16 protein-coding genes are annotated in these 15,459 nt (G+C 57.5%); 3 read left to right on the top strand and 13 right to left on the bottom strand.

From position 1 onward, the window contains the following. Positions 1 to 216: 216 nt before the first annotated feature. Positions 217 to 2,100 (bottom strand): glutamine--fructose-6-phosphate transaminase (isomerizing), encoded by a 1,884-nt coding sequence (glmS, locus tag HMPREF2928_RS02580; protein ID WP_070615100.1) that lies wholly within the window; start codon positions 2,098 to 2,100, stop codon positions 217 to 219. 183 nt (positions 2,101 to 2,283) lie between these two features. On the opposite strand from glmS, the gene coaA reads away from it, so the two are divergent. The 3 genes from coaA to mscL all read left to right on the top strand — a co-directional run bounded on the left by coaA (position 2,284) and on the right by mscL (position 5,006). Continuing rightward, positions 2,284 to 3,240, top strand: coding sequence for a type I pantothenate kinase (gene coaA / locus HMPREF2928_RS02575; RefSeq protein ID WP_070615103.1), 957 nt, complete (start codon positions 2,284 to 2,286; stop codon positions 3,238 to 3,240). Positions 3,241 to 3,391: 151 nt separating this feature from the next. After that, positions 3,392 to 4,333 carry a M15 family metallopeptidase gene (locus tag HMPREF2928_RS02570; protein ID WP_070687291.1) on the top strand — a complete coding sequence of 314 codons (942 nt, stop codon included), beginning with the start codon at positions 3,392 to 3,394 and terminating at the stop codon, positions 4,331 to 4,333. 292 nt (positions 4,334 to 4,625) lie between these two features. Next, entirely contained in the window at positions 4,626 to 5,006 is a 381-nt protein-coding gene (mscL, locus tag HMPREF2928_RS02565; RefSeq protein WP_049331947.1) for a large conductance mechanosensitive channel protein MscL, read from the top strand. A 179-nt stretch (positions 5,007 to 5,185) separates the two neighbouring features. Here the strand turns inward: mscL and glmM are convergent, their stop codons facing one another. From glmM to rlmN, 12 genes are all read right to left on the bottom strand, one after another. Further along, positions 5,186 to 6,544: a phosphoglucosamine mutase gene (gene glmM / locus HMPREF2928_RS02560; RefSeq protein WP_070599032.1), complete on the bottom strand. Its 1,359-nt coding sequence runs from the start codon at positions 6,542 to 6,544 to the stop codon at positions 5,186 to 5,188. Between the two features lie 242 nt (positions 6,545 to 6,786). After that, positions 6,787 to 7,854, bottom strand: a complete 1,068-nt coding sequence (gene ppk2 / locus HMPREF2928_RS02555) for a polyphosphate kinase 2 (RefSeq protein WP_070687290.1) — start codon at positions 7,852 to 7,854, stop codon at positions 6,787 to 6,789. Positions 7,855 to 8,034: 180 nt separating this feature from the next. Then, positions 8,035 to 8,526 (bottom strand): 30S ribosomal protein S9, encoded by a 492-nt coding sequence (gene rpsI / locus HMPREF2928_RS02550; protein ID WP_070687289.1) that lies wholly within the window; start codon positions 8,524 to 8,526, stop codon positions 8,035 to 8,037. A gap of 32 nt (positions 8,527 to 8,558) precedes the next feature. Beyond that, the gene (gene rplM / locus HMPREF2928_RS02545; protein WP_005505035.1) at positions 8,559 to 9,002 is read right to left on the bottom strand and encodes a 50S ribosomal protein L13; all 444 of its coding nucleotides are present in this window, start codon (positions 9,000 to 9,002) and stop codon (positions 8,559 to 8,561) included. A 364-nt stretch (positions 9,003 to 9,366) separates the two neighbouring features. Further along, entirely contained in the window at positions 9,367 to 10,332 is a 966-nt protein-coding gene (truA, locus tag HMPREF2928_RS02540; protein WP_070615115.1) for a tRNA pseudouridine(38-40) synthase TruA, read from the bottom strand. A 175-nt stretch (positions 10,333 to 10,507) separates the two neighbouring features. Continuing rightward, complete coding sequence (rplQ, locus tag HMPREF2928_RS02535; RefSeq protein WP_005505032.1) at positions 10,508 to 11,161, bottom strand: 50S ribosomal protein L17; 654 nt, start codon at positions 11,159 to 11,161, stop codon at positions 10,508 to 10,510. A 105-nt stretch (positions 11,162 to 11,266) separates the two neighbouring features. Then, the gene (locus HMPREF2928_RS02530) at positions 11,267 to 12,259 is read right to left on the bottom strand and encodes a DNA-directed RNA polymerase subunit alpha (protein WP_005505031.1); all 993 of its coding nucleotides are present in this window, start codon (positions 12,257 to 12,259) and stop codon (positions 11,267 to 11,269) included. Positions 12,260 to 12,397: 138 nt separating this feature from the next. Beyond that, a complete protein-coding gene (rpsK, locus tag HMPREF2928_RS02525; RefSeq protein ID WP_005505028.1) occupies positions 12,398 to 12,805 on the bottom strand; it encodes a 30S ribosomal protein S11 in 408 nt (135 codons plus the stop codon). Positions 12,806 to 12,873: 68 nt separating this feature from the next. Then, entirely contained in the window at positions 12,874 to 13,242 is a 369-nt protein-coding gene (gene rpsM, locus HMPREF2928_RS02520; protein WP_005505026.1) for a 30S ribosomal protein S13, read from the bottom strand. 179 nt (positions 13,243 to 13,421) lie between these two features. Beyond that, positions 13,422 to 13,535, bottom strand: coding sequence for a 50S ribosomal protein L36 (gene rpmJ / locus HMPREF2928_RS02515; RefSeq protein WP_004005257.1), 114 nt, complete (start codon positions 13,533 to 13,535; stop codon positions 13,422 to 13,424). Between the two features lie 124 nt (positions 13,536 to 13,659). Beyond that, a complete protein-coding gene (infA, locus tag HMPREF2928_RS02510) occupies positions 13,660 to 13,881 on the bottom strand; it encodes a translation initiation factor IF-1 (RefSeq protein ID WP_005505018.1) in 222 nt (73 codons plus the stop codon). 286 nt (positions 13,882 to 14,167) lie between these two features. After that, complete coding sequence (gene rlmN / locus HMPREF2928_RS02505) at positions 14,168 to 15,382, bottom strand: dual-specificity RNA methyltransferase RlmN (RefSeq protein WP_070629923.1); 1,215 nt, start codon at positions 15,380 to 15,382, stop codon at positions 14,168 to 14,170. Between the last annotated feature and the right edge of the window lie 77 nt (positions 15,383 to 15,459).

The raw sequence follows: 15,459 nt of genomic DNA, 5'->3' as shown, positions 1-15,459 counted from the left end.
TAAGTCTAGCGAGATTCGTTTCTTTTAGGTGGGATAGCGTCAAATATGACGCATGGTTGATGCCTGTTTCACAGCGTCATTTTTTGGTTACTCCACGAATAACCGCCTAAGTAAACGACAAGGGCGGTGGTTGAGTTCTTAGAGAACTCAACCACCGCCCTTTCGTTATCGCCGAGGCAATTTCCGAGGATTACTCCAGATGATTACTTCTGAGGATTACTCCACGGTCACGGACTTTGCGAGGTTACGCGGCTGATCAACGTCCAGGCCCTTAGCTTCTGCCAGTGCGCATGCGAAGATCTGCAGGGGCACGGTTGCCAGCAGGGGCTGTAGCAGCGAGGGGCATGCCGGGACGGTGATGAGGCGGTCTGCGTAGGGCTTGACGGCCTCGTCGCCTTCCTCGGCGATGACGATGGTGAAGGCGCCGCGTGCGCGCACTTCCTGGATGTTGGAGACGACCTTGCCGTGCAGGGAGTCGCGACCATTTGCGGAGGGAACCACCACGATAACCGGCTGGCCTTCATCGATCAGTGCGATGGGGCCGTGCTTGAGCTCGCCTGCTGCGAAGCCTTCAGCGTGGATGTAGGTGATTTCCTTGAGCTTGAGTGCGCCTTCCATTGCGACGGGGAAGCCCACATGGCGGCCGAGGAAGATCACGGAGAAGGCATCCTTCATTTCGACGCCCAGTTCCTTGACCTGGGTGTCGTTGTCGATGACCTTCTGAATCTTTGCGGGCATGTTCTGCAGCTCGGCGAGGATCGAAGCGATTTCGTCCTTGTACTTGTTGCCGCGCAGCTGTGCCAGGTACAGGCCGAGCAGGTATGCTGCGGTAATCTGTGCCAGGAATGCCTTGGTGGATGCCACTGCGATTTCGGGGCCTGCGTGGGTGTACAGCGCAGCGTCGGATTCGCGGGGCAGGGTCGAGCCGTGGGTGTTGCAGATGGAGATAACCTTTGCGCCCTGTTCACGTGCGTGGCGCACTGCCATCAGAGTGTCCATGGTTTCGCCGGACTGCGAGAGTGCCACGATGAGGGTCTTCTCGTTCACGATGGGGTCGCGGTAGCGGAACTCGTGTGCGAGCTCGACCTCGGTGGGGATGCGGCACCAGTGCTCGATGGCGTAGCGTGCCACCTGGCCTGCGTATGCTGCGGTACCACATGCAACAACGATGATCTTGTCAATCGAGCGCAGCACCGAGTCGTCGATGTTCAGCTCGTCGAGGGTGAGGTTGCCGTTCTCGTCGAGGCGGCCCATGAGGGTCTGTTCAACTGCGGTGGGCTGCTCGTGGATTTCCTTCTCCATGAAGGAGTTGAAGCCGCCCTTTTCGGCTGCTGCTGCGTCCCATTCGATGTGGAAGGGCTTGCCCTCTGCGGGGTTACCTTCGAAGTCGATGATGGAGTAGTCAGTGCCGGTGATGGTCACGATCTGGTCCTGACCCATTTCGACGGCTTCCTTGGTGTAGTCAATGAACGCGGAGACGTCAGAGCCGAGGAAGTTCTCGTTCTCGCCCAGGCCGATAACCAGCGGGGAGTTGCGGCGGGTTGCCACAACGCGGTCCGGGTGGTCGGCGTGGATAGCCAGGATGGTGAATGCACCTTCGAGGCGGTTGGATGCGACGCGTACTGCCTCGGTGAGGTCACCGGTACCGAGCTTGTTGTAGATGCTTGCGATGGTTGCTGCAGCTACCTCGGTGTCGGTCTGAGATGCGAACTCTACGCCTTCGGCGAGCAGTTCGGCACGCAGTTCTGCGAAGTTTTCGATAATACCGTTGTGTACGACGGCGAGGCGGCCGTTGTCGACAACGTGGGGGTGAGCGTTGTTGTCAGTGGGTCCACCGTGGGTTGCCCAACGGGTGTGACCGATACCAATCTGGGAGTCAGGCAGGGGGTGTTCCTTGACCTCGTTCTCAAGGTTCAGGAGCTTACCAGCCTTCTTACGGAATACGATGCCGTCGGGGCACACGAGTGCCACGCCAGCAGAGTCATAGCCGCGGTATTCCTGACGGCGCAGACCTTCGAGGACCACATCGTATGCGTTGTGGTCAAACTTGTTACCGTCCGGAGCAGTGTCCAGACCTACATATCCTACGATTCCACACATGCTATAAGTTTATCCCACAAGTATCCAGATATGCGCACGGTGAAATACCGTTATGCGTCACGTTTAATGTGGCTTTCCTAGCTTTTCAGGTTTTACCCTTTTCTTTCCATCAATTTATTTCTACAAACAAACCGTGAGGGTGGGTATTTTCCCCGCGGGCTGAAAGTTCGTACACTTAGATAAATGAGCACCGCACCGTATTTTTCTGGCGATGACCGCTTCATGCATCTTGACCGTTCCCGTTGGTCGCACCTAGCCAATGAGATTTCTGTCCCCCTCAGTGCTGAGGAAATTGAGTCTCTTCGTGGTCTGGGTGAAACTGTCGACCTTGAAGAGGTGCAGCGTATTTATCTGCCGGTTTCTCGCCTTCTTAATCTGTATGTAACTGCCGCATCCTCGCTGAACCATATGACGAATGATTTTCTGCATGTGTCTCAGCGTCGCGTCCCGTTCATTATTGGTGTGGCGGGTTCTGTTGCTGTGGGTAAGTCGACGACGGCTCGTATTTTGCAGGCTCTTTTGAGTCGCTGGCCTTCGACTCCGAAGGTTCAGTTGGTGACTACGGATGGTTTCTTGTACCCGAATGCGGAGCTTCAGCGTCGCGGCATTATGCACCGCAAGGGTTTCCCGGAGTCTTATGATCGCCGCGCCCTGTTGAATTTTGTGTCGCAGGTGAAGTCCGGTGCCGAGCGTGTGGTGGCGCCGAAGTATTCGCACCTGTATTACGACATCATGCCGGATGAGCATATTGAGGTCACGGCACCGGATGTTCTGATTCTTGAGGGTTTGAATGTTTTGGCGCCTTCTCAGGCTGAGGGTCCGGAGACTTCCGATCTGACGCTGAGCGATTTCTTTGATTTCTCTATTTATGTGGATGCCCGCACTGAGGATATTGAGCGCTGGTATGTGAATCGTTTCTTGACTCTGCGTTCTTCGGCTTTTGCGAATCCGGAGTCGTATTTCAAGCGTTATGCGGAGCTGAGCGATGAGCAGGCGGTTGAGGTAGCGACCGGCATTTGGAAGAGCGTGAATGAGCCTAATCTGGTGCAGAATGTTTTGCCGACTCGTGCTCGTGCGCATTTAATTCTGCAGAAGGGTGCCGAGCATACCGTGGAGCAGGTTCTTCTGCGTAAGAACTAGAGGTTCTTTAGGTTTTTAGTGTTCGTGTGCGGCTTTTAGCCGGTATTGTGGTGCATTCTAGTAGAAGGCGCCGGAGGCTCCACTCCCTCGCTGGGTGGGTTTAGGCTTCCGGCGCTTTTTGTTTGCATCTACGCCATGATGAGGAGTTATTGTGTTGTCTCTGCACCGTACGTCTACCGCTCAGGAGTCTCTTAATGGTTCTGCGGTAAACCGCCGCGCTCTCTTGGGTGCTACTTTGGGGGTTGGCGGTACCGCACTATTGGCGGCTTGTGGTTCGCAGGGTGGTTCGCAGGGTCAGGGTGCCTCCTCTTCATCTTCTGCAGCGAGCGCTTCTGCTTCTGAGTCTGCGACGGCTTCGGCGGCTTCTTCTAGCGTCTCTTCCACTGCTGCGACATCTTCTGCCGCGCCCTCCCCTGTTGCTTCTGCAACCAGCGCTTCTGCTACCAGTGCTTCTGCAAGTGCTTCGGCTTCTGCGAGCGCGTCTTCTTCCCCGTTGGCGCTTGCCCAGCCGAGTGTTGAGTCTCAGCCGGATTCTTTGCGTTGTCTCGTGAATAAGATGCGCCCCTTTGCGCAGCAGGATTGGGAGCCGAGTGACCTGGTGGAGTTCTACGGTCATCAATTGCGTGCTGAGGCGGCTAAGGCGGCGGACACGATGATTGATGCGGCGGCGACCGATGGCGTGACTCTGCTTGTTTCTAGCGCGTATCGTTCGTATGCGGTGCAGCAGCAGACCTATCAGTATTGGGTTTCGGTGAACGGTCAGCAGGTGGCGGATCAGTTGTCTGCTCGTCCCGGCTATTCGGAGCATCAGACGGGTTTGGCGATTGATTTTGCTTCTCCTGAGGGTTGCCGTCTGGAGGAGTGTTACCGCGATACGCTGGCTGGTCAGTGGTTGGTGAAGAATGCTCCGCGTTACGGATATATTTTGCGTTTCCCTGATGGTCGTCAGTCGGTGACCGGTTATCGTTTTGAGCCGTGGCATTACCGTTATGTGGGTGTGCAGATTGCTCAGGAGTATGTGTCTTCGGGTGCGAAGACTTTTGAGGAGTTTATCGGTACGGGTGCGGCACCCAATTATGCAAGTGCGAGCTAGGGTCTGGGCTAATCTTTCGGCTTTGGTCGGTGCGCCAAGTGGTGATGCGTGTCGTATTTCTGGCTTCCGTGTCAGAAATAAATAGGCACAGTAGATGCATATTTTTTCGCGTACACGCCGCGTAAATCCGCGATTTTTCGCAGGTTTCAGAGATTTTTACTCACCTTTATGTGACCTAGACCTTAAGTATTGGGTACCACAGAACCACTGTGAAGAAAAACACATGCTTTACAACGAAAATTTTCTCAGAATATGGCATTTTCTGAGGCGAAAAGGCGCTATTCTATATCTCATGCTTAAGGGTTTTAAAGATTTTGTAATCCGCGGTAACGTCATCGATCTCGCAGTTGGTCTGATTATGGGTACCGCCTTCACCGCTGTGGTGACCTCGCTTGTCCAGGCCGTCCTGATGCCGGCTATCTCCATGCTGGTTGGCTCCCCCAACTTCGACAACTTCCTGGTCTTCGGCCAGATCAAGGTTGGCGTGTTCCTGACCGCTATTGTCAACTTCATCCTGATTGCAGTTGCTGTGTACTTCGCAGTTGTTGTGCCCACTCAGAAGCTGACTGAACTCGCGCTGGCTAAGAAGAAGGCTGAAGACGAGGCTATTGAAAAGGAAGAGACCGAGCTTGACCTCCTGAAGGAGATCCGCGATGCTCTGGCAAAGAAGTAATTTCTCTGCTCTCTACCACTAATTTTTTAGACCCCCGTATCCCCTGTGGATACGGGGGTTTTCCGTATCCTCGTCCCCCCTCCCCCCGCCCAAGATAACGAAGAAGGGCTGGGAAGGTGTTACCTTCCCAGCCCTTTCTCTATCCTCCATTCCGGTCTTCGCGCCGGAAGAGAATACGTTTAGAGTGCCAGTTCCTTAGCCACGACGTCAGCCAGCTGCTGAGCAACCTCATCGGCCTGTTCCTGGGTTGCAGCTTCAACCATCACGCGAACCAGAGGCTCGGTGCCGGATGCACGCAGCAGCACGCGGCCGCTCTCACCCAGTACGCCTTCAGCCTCGCTCACGGCGGTGGCGAGCGCCTCGTTGGTCTTGACCGCCGCACGGTCAACGCCCTTGACGTTGATCAGGCGCTGCGGGGTGGGCTGCATGCGGGATGCCAGCTCCGAGAGGGTCTGACCGCTACGAGCCACCTCTGCAGCCAGCTGGATGCCGGTCAGAACGCCGTCACCGGTGGTTGCGTAGTCGCTCATGATAACGTGGCCGGACTGCTCGCCACCGAGGTTGTAGCCGTGCTCGCGCATAGACTCGAGGACGTAGCGGTCGCCCACAGCGGTGCGGCCGAGGGTAATGCCGTGCTCGCGCAGGTACAGCTCCAGGCCCAGGCTGCTCATCACGGTTGCGACGAGGGTGTCCTTTGCGAGCTTGCCTTCGCGCTTAGCAGCAACAGCAAGGATCGCCATGATCTGGTCGCCGTCTACCAGGTTGCCCTTTTCGTCAACTGCCTGGCAACGGTCGGAGTCGCCGTCGTGGGCGATGCCGAGGTCCGCGCCGTGCTCAACGACTGCTGCCTGCAGCTTCTCGGGGTGGGTGGAGCCCACGCCGTCGTTGATGTTGGTGCCGTTGGGCTCTACAGCCAGTGCGATAACCTCTGCACCCAACGCTTCGAAAGCTGCGGGAGATGCTGCGTATGCCGCACCGTTTGCGCAGTCCAGAACAATCTTCTTGCCTGCGAGGGGCTTGCCTTCGGGCAGGGTGGAGACCAGGTGCTTCACGTAAGCCTCGGTACCGTTCTCCAGGGGCTTGACGGTACCCACAGCGCCACCGGTCGGGTAGCGGAAGGACTTCTCGCGGTAGACGCGCTCAATAGCGTCCTCAACGGAGTCTTCCAGCTTCTGGCCGCCTCGGGCCAGGAACTTAATGCCGTTGTCCGCTGCGGGGTTGTGCGATGCAGAAATCATCACGCCGAAGTCAGCGCCGGTGTGTGCCACCAGGTAAGCTGCTGCGGGGGTGGGGACAATGCCGGCGTCCAGCACGTCAACACCTGCGCTAGCGAAGCCAGCCTTCATCGCAGAGACAATAAAGTCTGCAGAGGATCGGGAGTCATTTGCAATCACGGCACGGGGGCGTACACCCTCTTCTACCGTGTCAAAGCCCAGCACAATAGAGGCTGCCTGCGCGAGCTCCATAGCCAGGGCGGGAGTAATTACATCGTTTGCCAGACCGCGTACGCCGTCGGTTCCAAAAAGTCGTTCAGTCACCTTTTTATTTTACGTTGTGCATAACTCTCCTCAGGCGTATACACCGCATTTTCTTCAGAATCAGAAAGTGATTTTCAGCGGCTACATATCTGCTTCATAGCTAATGTTTCTATAGACACGCAAAGGTGCCTGCTCTCAGTTCCCAGAGAGGGAAAAGAGAGGCAGGCACCTTCATAGCGCAAGCTGTTTAGCGGTTCTATCGCCGCAGGGTTGAGCTGTTGCTCTCCCCTATCTATCAACGCTTACTTGACGACCGGGAAGCCGTCGGGAGAGTCACCGGACTCATCCTCGAAAACGTCCGATGCAGAGCGGACGATTAGCGAGTCGAGCTCGCCCACGACTGCCTCATCCTTGGAGGGGTAGTCGAACTGGGAGAGCACGTAACGCATTGCTTCCAGACGTGCGCGCTTCTTGTCGTTGGACTTGATAACGGTCCAGGGGGCGTCACCGGTGTGGGTGTAGAAGAACATTGCTTCCTTCGCCGCGGTGTAGTCGTCCCACTTGTCCAGGGATGCCAGGTCGGTGGGGGAAAGCTTCCACTGGCGAACCGGGTCGGTACGGCGGGAGGTGAAGCGTGCGAGCTGCTCTTCGCGGGTGACGGAGAACCAGAACTTGATGATATGGATACCGGAGTTCACCAGCATGCGCTCCAGGTCCGGAACTTCGCGCATGAACTCGAAGTACTGTGCCTGGGTGCAGTAGCCCATAACGCGCTCAACGCCGGCACGGTTGTACCAGGAGCGGTCCATCAGGACGATTTCGCCGCCGGAGGGCAGGTGCTTGATGTAACGCTGGAAGTACCACTGGGTCTGCTCGATATCGGTCGGCTTCTCCAGTGCCACAACGCGAGCGCCACGGGGGTTCAGGTGCTCGGTGAAGCGCTTGATGGAGCCACCCTTACCTGCTGCGTCACGGCCTTCGAAGATGATGAGGATCTTCTGACCGGTGGACTTAGCCCAGAGCTGCAGCTTCAGCAGCTCAATCTGCAGGGCACGCTTTTCCTTCTCGTATGCCTTACGGCTGAGCTTGGTGTCGTAGGGATAACCCTTCTTCCATGCCTGCGAGGTTTCGTCGTCCTTCTTGTCCTTGCCGAGGGCGCGGGTGAGGGAAGCCATTTCGTCCAGCTCTGCCGAGTAGTCTTCGACAACGGAGGTGCGGCGTGCCTGGGGCTTCAGGGCTTCCTTGATGGCTTGTTTCTTCTCAGAACCGGTGTGTGCGTGTGCGCCTCCAGCGGCGTGCTGGTGGGCTTCAGTCTGAGGAGCCTCCACTGCCTTCTCTTCGGGCTGGGTGGAGGGATTCTGCTCTGCCATGAGTACTCTTTTCTTCCTGTCTGCTTTGACTCTTTAACTCTACCGGTGTGCTCTTCGATGAACAAACGTAACAGTTATATGCACCCTATAACCTTGTAACGCTCACGGTGAGCAGATACGCAAAACGCCCCGACTCTCCCGAAGGAGAAGCGGGGCGTAACGCTTCGTGAAAACCAGCGATTAACGCTTGGAGAACTGCGAAGCCTTGCGTGCCTTCTTAAGACCAGCCTTCTTACGCTCGATGACGCGTGCGTCACGGGTCAGGTAGCCAGCCTTCTTCAGTGCGGGGCGGTTGTTCTCGCGGTCGATCTCGTTCAGTGCACGAGCGATACCCAGGCGCAGAGCACCTGCCTGACCGGAGGGGCCACCACCGTTGATGCGTGCGATGACGTCGTATGCACCCTCGAGCTCCAGGAGCTTGAAGGGCTGGTTGACGTCCTGCTGGTGCAGCTTGTTGGGGAAGTAGTCTTCCAGGCTACGGCCGTTGATGGTCCAGTTGCCGGAACCGGGCACAACGCGAACGCGTGCCACTGCTTCCTTGCGGCGACCAACTGCTGCGCCTGCAACGGTCAGGGCCGGACGTGCTGCCTTAGCCGCTGCGGGGGCAACGGACTCCGAGGTGTAGCTGGTCAGCTCTTCCTCGACTACGATCTGCTCTTCGTTCTGAGCCACGATTTCTCCTATTGTTTCTTCGTAGGCCCGAATTACTGGGCGACCTGGTTGAATTCGTAGGTCTTGGGCTGCTGTGCCGCGTGCGGGTGCTCGGGGCCAGCGTAGACCTTCAGCTTCTTGAGCTGCTGTGCAGCAAGCTTGTTCTTGGGCAGCATGCCCTTGACAGCCTTCTCAACCGCGCGAACGGGGTTGGTCTCAAGCAGCTCTGCGTAGTTCACGGACTTCAGACCGCCGGGGTAACCCGAGTGGCGGTATGCACGCTTCTGCTCGAGCTTTGCACCGGTCAGGGCGACCTTCTCAGCGTTCACGATGATAACGAAGTCACCGGTGTCAACGTGGGGAGCAAAAGTCGGCTTGTGCTTACCGCGCAGCAGGATAGCGGTCTGGCTTGCGAGGCGGCCGAGAACAACGTCGGTGGCGTCAATGACGTGCCACTGGCGCTCGACTTCGCCGGGCTTGGGAGTATAAGTGCGCAAAATATTGGCCTTTGTCTCGAAATGTACATACGGCGCTTAGTTGGGTATCGCGCCTTTTACTTACGTGCATGACGAACACCCGGGTGAGGACCGAGCTGCCGCCCGTTCTGCCCGTACTCTATACCGCCTTAACGTCCTGCAACTAGACAGCGATTTAGAGCGCGCTCGGGTAGAACACGCACAACATATCAAGACTATACAGGACGTCGAGTGCTTAATCCACCGCCAAAGCCTTAAAAATAGGGCTTTTTTGCCTTAAACACATTTTAAATTCCATCCGTGTAATTCCCCCGCGGTAGTTGCGCTCCCCCGCGGTGCTTCGTGGAGCATGAGCAAAGTGACGAGGTTCAATATGCACAGGGCGTTAAGCGCTCTGTGCTTCGTGGTCCTCGCGCTTTGCTCGAGCACGCTCCGCCTGCTCTCCATACAACTCCGGGGCAGGGTAGTAAATCTCAGCTAGTGCCAGAGCATGCGGAGGCGCAAGAGTCAGCGAAGCTTCGCGTCCCGGGTTCTCGATCCGCTCACGCAACCAGGCCGCGTCACGTTTACCCGTGCCGTAGAGCACCAACGCACCCACAAGTGAACGCACCATGTGATGACAGAAGGCATCAGCCACCACACGCACCTCAATAAGGCCACTTTCAGCACGAGTGAAGCTAAGCTCTCGCAGCTCACGAATCGTGGTCGCGCCTTCACGCGGCTTGCAGAAGGAGAGAAAATCACGCAGGCCGAGTAGCTGCTGCGCCGACTGGTTAAGATCAGCACAATCCAGGTGCTCAGGTACCGCCCAGGTGTAGGTACGGTGCAGAGGATTAAGACCGTCCGCCGCGCCATCTGCAATGCGATATACGTAGCGGCGACCGGTAGCCGAGAAGCGCGCATCAAAATCGAAGGGAACCCCAGTGACGCGGTGAATCTGAATAGCGCCCTGCAGAATGCCGCGAACGTTCTTCGGCAAGTTCAACTGCTCTTCCGCATCGTAGAGGCAGCGCTGAAGAGCACCGGTGAGGCGGCGGCCCAGGGCAGCCGTCGGGTCGTCCTCCCCCGTTCGACCTTGCAGGCGAGTCCAGTCCTCATCGTTCAGATCGCAATGCAGGGTCTGGGCTTCCGCATGCACACCGGCATCAGTTCGACCCGCGACCACCACGCGGTGAGGCGCCCGCAAAATCAGTTCAAGGGCATTCTCAATGACCCCCTGCACGGTAACCAGGTTCGGTTGGGCAGCCCACCCGCTAAAAAGAGAACCGTCGTAGGCACAATCAATTCGCACGCGGTGCGTAGCAGTGAAGGGCTGTTCTTCACGGTTCTCTAAAGCAGTAGCGTTATGCATTGGTGTGCCTTTCAGCGGTAAAGGACGGTTGAAGAATACGGTTCGGCTCTTGTATTAGCGAATACGCAAAGAACCGTCTCCTTGTTAAGTATGCAGATACACCAATCCGCCGCCCACAGCAGTGGACGGCGGATTGACATATTTTAGGCTTAGCCTAAATCAGCTGGGATCCGTATTACTCGGAAACCTTCTGTGCTGCTGCGCCACCTGCGGGGGCGTAACCTGCAGCCTCTGCCGACTCAGCGGAGTCGAACCAGATTTCAGCCTTGGTGCTGGAGTACCAGCGGGAACCGGGCACGTGGTACTTCATGGAATCGGCGTTACCCTTAACCTCGAAGCCCTCGGGAGCCTCGCCGGACTCCAGGGGTGCGTGGGAACCTGCCGGCAGGCCCTCAGCTGCTTCAGCCTTGGGAGCCTCAGCTGCCTTCTCAGCAACCTTGGTTGCCTCAGCAACTGCACCCTTGGTTGCAACGGGCTCCATGACGAGCTCGATGACTGCCATGGGAGCGTTGTCACCCTTACGGTTACCGATCTTGATGATGCGGGTGTAACCACCGGGGCGCTCTGCCATTGCCGGAGCAATAACGGTGAAGAGCTCGTGCACGACGGACTTGTCGGTGATGGAACGCAGCACGCGACGGCGAGCAGCCAGGTCGCCCTTCTTACCGAAGGTGATGAAGCGCTCTGCCACCGGACGCAGGCGCTTTGCCTTGGTCAGGGTGGTGGTGATGCGCTTGTGCTGGAACAGCTGCGCCGACAGGTTGTTGAGCATGTGGCGCTCGTGGGTCGGGGAACCGCCGAGGCGGGGACCCTTAGTGGGAGTAGGCATAGTTAAATCTCCATAGTTGCGTTCCCTAACGCCCCAGCAGCGGAGCCTCTTAGGGAATCAAGTTTGACTGATCCCGGTGGAACCGGGTGAACTATTCGGTCGAAATTATTCGCCGGAACCGTCTTCGTCATCAAGCGGGCGTGCAGCAGGCTCGAAACCGGGAGGGGAGTCCTTCAGAGCCAGGCCGAGCTCGATGAGCTTTGCCTTGACCTCGTCAATGGACTTAGCACCGAAGTTACGGATGTCCATCAGGTCAGCTTCACTGCGGGTCACGAGCTCACCCACGGTGTGGATGCCCTCGCGCTTGAGGCAGTTGTAGGAGCGGACGGACATGTTCAGGTCCTCGATCGGCAGTGCCAGATCAGCGGCCATGGACTCGTCGGCGGGCGACGGGCCAACTTCAATACCCTCAGCTGCAATGTTCAGCTCACGTGCCAGGCCGAAGAGCTCGACCAGGGTGCTGCCTGCAGAAGCAACGGCGTCACGCGGTGCGATGGCTTCCTTGGTTTCGACGTCCAGGGTCAGGCTGTCGAAGTCGGTGCGCTGCTCAACACGGGTCGCGTTCACGCTGAAGGTAACCTTCAGAACCGGGGAGTAGATGGAGTCAACCGGGATACGGCCAATCTCGCCATCGCCGACCTTGTTCTGAGCTGCAGTCACGTAGCCGCGACCGCGCTCGATAACCAGCTCAGCGTTGAAGTTTGCCGAGGCGTTCAGGGTTGCCAGGTGCAGTTCCGGGTTGTGGATCTCCACGCCAGCGGGAACCTCGATGTCGCCTGCGGTCAGTTCACCTTCGCCCTGCTTGCGCAGGTAGGCCACGACGGGCTCGTCGTTCTCAGAAGAGATGGAGAGCTTCTTGATGTTCAAGATGATCTCAGTGACGTCCTCGGTCACGCCGGGAACGGTGCTGAACTCGTGCAGCACACCATCAATGCGGACGCTAGTAACAGCGGCGCCGGGGATGGAGGACAGCAGAGTACGGCGGAGGGAGTTACCCATGGTGTAGCCGAAACCGGGCTCCAGAGGCTCGATGGTGAAGCGCGAGCGGTTGGGCGCTACGACCTCTTCAGTCAGAGTGGGGCGCTGTGCAATAAGCACTTTGTTTCCTTTCGGTGAGCTCCGCTATATGAGCCCACAGGTTGGGGAAAACATATCTTAGGAAGCAGACGGGTGTCTGTACTCTCCGGGCACAACTCCGTGGAGCGTACCCGTCGAGGGATTAGGTCAGGAACCTAATTAGACGCGGCGGCGCTTCGGGGGACGGCAACCGTTGTGTGCAACGGGGGTAACGTCCTGAATCGAACCGACCTCGAGGCCTGCAGCCTGCAGGGAGCGGATTGCGGTTTCGCGACCGGAACCGGGGCCCTTGACGAACACGTCAACCTTGCGGACGCCGTGCTCCTTGGCGCGGTTTGCAGCAGCCTCAGCAGCCAGCTGTGCGGCGTAGGGGGTGGACTTACGGGAGCCCTTGAAGCCCATGTCGCCAGCGGAGGACCAGGAGATCACTGCACCGGTGGGATCGGTGATGGAGACGATGGTGTTGTTGAAGGTCGACTTGATGTGAGCCTGACCAGCAACGATGTTCTTGCTAACCTTGCGGCGGTTGGTCTTACGAGCTGCCGCAGCGCGAGTCTTGGGAGGCATTTTTGATTCTCCTACAAAGGTTTTCTAATACGTTGGTCGGATAGAGATATCCAACAGAGCAACGTTGCTTACTTCTTCTTACCTGCGACGGTACGCTTCGGGCCCTTGCGGGTACGTGCGTTAGTCTTGGTGCGCTGACCGTGAACCGGCAGGCCGCGGCGGTGGCGCAGGCCCTGGTAGGAACCGATTTCAACCTTACGGCGGATGTCAGCTGCAACCTCGCGGCGAAGATCACCTTCAACCTTGTAGTTGCCTTCGATGAAGTCACGAAGTGCCACGAGCTCCTGGTCGGTCAGGTCCTTGACGCGGGTGTCAGGGTTGACGCCGGTAGCAGCGAGGGTTTCGTGTGCACGGGTCTTGCCCACGCCGTAGATGTAAGTGAGAGCAACTTCCACGCGCTTTTCGCGGGGAATATCAACTCCAGCGAGACGTGCCATACTGGCTTCTCCTTGTTGTTTTCCAGAGGTCTATAGCATCACTGCCCGGGTTGTTCTGACCCGGTCCCCGGCCTCTGAGTCCGGAGGTATCCGAAGTCGCCTCGTGGGCGTTGCTTCGGAGCGGTGCCTATGACAATTCCGCCCCCTGTTGGGGCGGTTATGAAGTCAGCTGCTAGGGATTAGCCCTGGCGCTGCTTGTGGCGCGGGTTTTCGCAGATCACCATGACCACACCGTGACGGCGGATCACCTTGCACTTATCGCAGATCGGCTTAACGCTCGGCTTGACCTTCATCGCATTCCTTTTGATTGCAACTTGATTACTGGCGAGATAAGAGGTTCCCTCACTTACGTTGGGGAACTGCGTTATCCCTTTGAACACGATTTAAACGCCGCCAGGGGCGACGTTTATCTCGGGTTTACTTGTAACGGTAGACGATACGACCTCGGGAAAGGTCGTAGGGGCTCAGTTCCACTACTACTCGGTCCTCAGGCAGGATGCGAATGTAGTGCTGACGCATCTTGCCCGAGATGTGTGCGAGAACCTTGTGGCCGTTATCCAGCTCAACACGGAACATCGCGTTGGGCAGAGCTTCAACCACAGAGCCTTCAATCTCGATGACGCCGTCTTTCTTAGCCATATCCTCCGCTAACGTCGGTGCCCGTCGCAGGTGCGGCGGGCAATTGTATCTTCTGTTTGTGAGCTCACCTCGGTGAGGCGATAGGGCGTTTTAAGGCGCACTTAACACTGGCACAAACAACCAACTGTTAACTCTACGGCAAAGGCCGTGGAAAAACAACCGTGATTTTTATGACATCAGGCACTTAATGTTTAAAAGGAAGAAGCCCCTCCCCCACGTTCCTGAAAGTCTTATTGACTTCCCTCCGCAGGAAAGGGGCACCGTTCACCGGTCACAGCTCAACTGCTTAGTCTTCCTTAGCGGCAAGCTGACCGCATGCTCCATCAATATCGGAACCGCGAGTATCACGAATAGTCGTCGGAATACCGTGGGCACGCAGACGCTCCACAAAGTTCTGCTCAACGCCCTTACGGGATGCCGTCCACTTCGAACCCGGGGTCGGGTTCAGCGGAATCGGGTTCACGTGCACCCAACCACGGCCGCGCTGCGCCAGCTTCTTACCGAGCAGATCCGCACGCCAGCCCTGATCGTTAATATCGCGAATCAGCGCGTACTCAATGGAGACGCGGCGGCCGGTCGTACGGTAGTAGTCGTACGCAGCGTCCAGAGTCTCGTCGACCTTCCAACGCTGGTTAATCGGGATTAGCTCATCACGCAGCTCATCATCCGGAGCGTGCAGGGACAGCGCCAAAGTAATGGGCAGCTTCTCCAGCTCAAACTTACGAATGCCGGGCACCAGACCCACGGTCGACATGGTCAGACCACGAGCAGAAATACCGAGGCCCTCGGGGGAAGGATCAATCAGGCGGTGCACAGCACCCATGGTTGCCTTGTAGTTAGCGAGCGCCTCGCCCATACCCATGAAGACAATGTTGGAAACACGCAGCGGACGAGTATCCTCAGAGCCGCCTTCTGCTTCTTCCAGGCCCTTCATCTGCTTAAGGTAGCGGGCACCGGCAACGACCTGCTCCACAATTTCTGCAGTGGACAGGTTACGGGTCAAACCCTGCTGACCGGTTGCGCAGAAGGGGCAGTTCATACCGCAGCCAGCCTGCGAAGAGATGCACATGGTCACACGGTTGTCATAGCGCATGATGACGGACTCGATGAGCGCACCGTCAAAGAGGCGGTGCACAACCTTCAGGGTGTCGCCACCGTCAGCTTCCAGGGTACGGACCGGGGTCAGAAGCTGCGGCATCGCCTGGGCAACCATCTGCTCGCGGTCCTTAGCCGGCAGGTCAGTCATCTCTGCGGGGTCAGTGACCAGACGCTCAAAATAGTGCTTGGACAGCTGGGACGCACGGAACGACTGGTAGCCCAGTTCCTTCAGAAATTCGCGGCGGCCAGCCATATCGAAGTCAGCGATGTGCTTGGGCGGCTTCGCACGGCGCGGTGCTTTCAGGGCAATCTGGCCGGGTGCGGGGCGAACGTTCGAGATTTCAACCGGCACCTTGGTCGCAGCGGGCGCGGATGCCTCGCTGCTGTTGAGAGTTTCGCTCATGGAGCTTCTTCCTTGTGATGTGGATGCTTTCGGATGCGCTATCACGCACCAGACCGGATTCGCCGGTTTCTTCGGGT

It is taken from the genome of Rothia sp. HMSC072B04, assembly GCF_001813725.1.
GTDB classification, from domain to species: domain Bacteria; phylum Actinomycetota; class Actinomycetes; order Actinomycetales; family Micrococcaceae; genus Rothia; species Rothia mucilaginosa.
This window is presented reverse-complemented; position numbering and strand designations above follow the sequence as displayed.

What these genes read in the sequence shown, in the direction of transcription:
- rpmJ (WP_004005257.1), bottom strand. Translation starts at nt 13,535, where the DNA reads ATGAAGGTCAAGCCGAGCGTTAAGCCGATCTGCGATAAGTGCAAGGTG.
- truA (WP_070615115.1), bottom strand. Translation starts at nt 10,332, where the DNA reads ATGCATAACGCTACTGCTTTAGAGAACCGTGAAGAACAGCCCTTCACT.
- rpsK (WP_005505028.1), bottom strand. Translation starts at nt 12,805, where the DNA reads ATGCCTCCCAAGACTCGCGCTGCGGCAGCTCGTAAGACCAACCGCCGC.
- rplQ (WP_005505032.1), bottom strand. Translation starts at nt 11,161, where the DNA reads ATGCCTACTCCCACTAAGGGTCCCCGCCTCGGCGGTTCCCCGACCCAC.
- mscL (WP_049331947.1), top strand. Translation starts at nt 4,626, where the DNA reads ATGCTTAAGGGTTTTAAAGATTTTGTAATCCGCGGTAACGTCATCGAT.
- rlmN (WP_070629923.1), bottom strand. Translation starts at nt 15,382, where the DNA reads ATGAGCGAAACTCTCAACAGCAGCGAGGCATCCGCGCCCGCTGCGACC.
- rpsM (WP_005505026.1), bottom strand. Translation starts at nt 13,242, where the DNA reads ATGGCACGTCTCGCTGGAGTTGATATTCCCCGCGAAAAGCGCGTGGAA.
- ppk2 (WP_070687290.1), bottom strand. Translation starts at nt 7,854, where the DNA reads ATGGCAGAGCAGAATCCCTCCACCCAGCCCGAAGAGAAGGCAGTGGAG.
- infA (WP_005505018.1), bottom strand. Translation starts at nt 13,881, where the DNA reads ATGGCTAAGAAAGACGGCGTCATCGAGATTGAAGGCTCTGTGGTTGAA.
- coaA (WP_070615103.1), top strand. Translation starts at nt 2,284, where the DNA reads ATGAGCACCGCACCGTATTTTTCTGGCGATGACCGCTTCATGCATCTT.
- glmS (WP_070615100.1), bottom strand. Translation starts at nt 2,100, where the DNA reads ATGTGTGGAATCGTAGGATATGTAGGTCTGGACACTGCTCCGGACGGT.